Genomic DNA, 2,606 nt, shown 5'->3' with positions numbered 1-2,606 from the left:
AAAGCCGATAGAGGACCTCAGATCCGGTCCACATCAGATAAAAATCTACTGGCGGGTAAACATAGTAGCCCTGACGCGAAGCAGTAAGGAGGGGTTCACAATACTTCATTGCCCGGGCTGGCATCATGCCAAGGTTCGTTCCATCTGCCTTAACAACGTCCGGGGCAGATTTGACCATTCTTACAAACTTCACAGGAATTCCCTCGCAGATAAAACACTCTGCAAAAATGAAGCGAGGCAGCCTAAACTGCCTCACACATTAAATTATTTTGGTTTTTTCTCTTCATCTTTTGGAGCAAGGCCACCATTCAACTTTGCTGGCTTTGCTTGAGCAGATGCTGGGCGACCGTCGTTTGCTACTGAAAACTTCATAGGTTGTCCTCTCAATTAATATATTAATGCGGTCATACATTTTCTGTATGCATGGAGAGGCTTGCATCGAATCTTACGTAGCGCAAGGCAAATAATAATGACGCATGCATTATCTATTATTGATAATTTTAAGTGTATTTAATTTCACATACTTAGTATTTTAACAAAGACTATTTGTGTGAATAATATTTATATTTTTACAATTCTAATTCAGCCATTACAGAGCAGTGCAACTCAGCCAAATAAAAAAGCGGCCCGAAGAGCCGCTTTTTATGATTCTGAATTTTGAGGGTGGCTTAAACTTCTGCCAGGTCCTCAACAGAAAGAACCTTACCTTCTTCATCAAGGCGATAAACAACAGGCTTGCCTGTGCCGAGCTCGCGCTTGAGGATTTCTTCAGGTGAAAGTCCTTCAAGTTCCATGATGAGGGAACGCAGGGAGTTGCCGTGTGCAGCAACAATCACGCGATTGCCTTCGAGAACTTTAGGAAGAATGTCAGAACGGTAGTAAGGCAGGGTGCGCTCTGCAGTCATCTTCAGGCTTTCGCCGCCTGGAGGAGGAACGTCGAAAGAACGACGCCAGATGTGAACCTGCTCTTCACCAAATTTCTGACGAGCTTCGTCTTTGTTCATACCGGTGATGTCACCGTAGTCACGCTCGTTCAGAGCCTGATCTTTTGATGTTGGCAGGTCTTCCTGACCAAGCTCACCAAGGATCAGCTTAAGAGTGTGTTGAGCGCGCAGCAGGTCAGAAGTGAACGCCAGATCAAATGTCAGGTTCATTTCTTTGAGTTTTTTACCGGCTGTTGTTGCTTCTTCAACACCCTGTTCTGTCAGGTCTGGGTTTTTCCAGCCGGTGAACAGGTTTTTCAAATTCCATTCGCTTTGTCCGTGACGGACGAGAACCAAAAGGCGTTCCATTAAGCTCTCCTAAGGAGGTTATGTTTGCTTGAAAACAGTTGTCTTGGAAGGACTGTTTCAAGTCTCATTTCACATGTCTTGCTCATCGCTCATCAGAGCACATCGCGTTCATGTACGTTTGCGCATCGCGCTCCAACATCTTTGTTGGAGCGAAGTCTTGTCGTTTGATTGAACCCAATCAAACAGAACACGCTCTAGCAAGCATGCATTGTGTGTCACTCATCATTCAGGCCGAGAACATCAGCCATTGAGTACAGGCCCGGTTGCTGATTGTGCGCCCAGAGGGCTGCTTTCACGGCACCGCGAGCAAACAGTTGTCTATCCGTTGCGATATGTGAGAGATCTATACGCTCTCCCTCGCTCGCAAACATCACCGTATGTTCACCTACGACAGATCCACCTCGCAATGTTGCAAATCCGATGTCGCCTCTTTTTCGTTCACCCGTAATGCCGTCTCGTGTGCGAACACTATGGGTTTCAAGATCAATTCCCCGGCCTTCAGCAGCCGCCTCACCCAACAGCAATGCTGTTCCTGATGGGGCATCAACTTTATGCCGATGATGCATTTCCAGGACTTCGATATCGAAATCTTCATCCAGAGCTGCAGCGGCCTTTTTAATGAGGCATGCGAGCAGGTTAACACCTAGGCTCATATTGCCTGATTTTACAATGCGGGCTGATGTCGCGGCGTGAGCAAGTTCGGTAGATTGGGCAGACGTCATTCCGGTTGTGCCGATAATGTGCGCAATAGAATGACGCGCTGCAGCTTCTGCAAATTCAACCGTTGCCTCTGGCACGGTGAAGTCCAGCACGCCATCAGCATCAGCAAATGCAGCCTCAAGATCATCGGTGATTGCAACGCCGAGTTTACCGCATTCTGCGAGTTCGCCAGCATCTGTGCCCAGAAACTGGGAGTGTTTGCGCTCGATCGCGGCTGACACCACAACTCCGTCCATTTCGGTCACTGTGCGTACCAGTGCACGCCCCATTCGGCCTGCTGCGCCTACAACAACCAGTCGCATGTCACTCATCACGTCCCCCAAGCCTACGAAAGCCCCTCAAATTATAGTGTGGAGGGGTATAGCAGGCGCACTAAAGAGTTTCAAACTCATATGGCAGTTGGTGTCCCAGAGTTTGCTCTATCTCGTGCAGCTGGCGCTCGTTTCATGCTTGGTCATGTACGGCCTGTCCTGCGAAAAATCTGATAAAACTTATCCCCCTGCCCTCAACCCCGCTTATTCTCAGTGTTGTGCTCACGTATTCGGGCAGCTGGTGGACCGTCCATCAGTGCGGCGTGGGCTGGGCGGGGCTACC

The 2,606-nt window shown here is 48.8% G+C and carries 3 protein-coding genes and 1 pseudogene; 1 reads left to right on the top strand and 3 read right to left on the bottom strand.

Annotated features, from left to right (window positions below; translation table 11 throughout):
- The 3 genes and pseudogenes from PsW74_RS29255 to dapB form a co-directional block, all read right to left on the bottom strand.
- Positions 1-193 (bottom strand): annotated as a pseudogene (locus tag PsW74_RS29255) (hypothetical protein); the annotation flags it as partial.
- 475 nt (positions 194-668) lie between these two features.
- On the bottom strand, positions 669-1,292 hold the full coding sequence (locus PsW74_RS05755; RefSeq protein ID WP_057463063.1) for a 2,3-bisphosphoglycerate-dependent phosphoglycerate mutase: 624 nt from the start codon (positions 1,290-1,292) through the stop codon (positions 669-671).
- Positions 1,293-1,507: 215 nt separating this feature from the next.
- Positions 1,508-2,323 carry a 4-hydroxy-tetrahydrodipicolinate reductase gene (gene dapB, locus PsW74_RS05750; RefSeq protein ID WP_063286353.1) on the bottom strand — a complete coding sequence of 272 codons (816 nt, stop codon included), beginning with the start codon at positions 2,321-2,323 and terminating at the stop codon, positions 1,508-1,510.
- 91 nt (positions 2,324-2,414) lie between these two features.
- Between dapB and PsW74_RS29085 the strand changes: the two genes are divergently transcribed.
- Positions 2,415-2,606, top strand: a 192-nt coding sequence (locus PsW74_RS29085; RefSeq protein ID WP_206599911.1) for a hypothetical protein, incomplete at its 3' end; no start/stop codon positions are given.

This window comes from Pseudovibrio sp. W74, assembly GCF_001623085.1.
Classification (GTDB): Bacteria; Pseudomonadota; Alphaproteobacteria; order Rhizobiales; family Stappiaceae; genus Pseudovibrio.
This window is presented reverse-complemented; position numbering and strand designations above follow the sequence as displayed.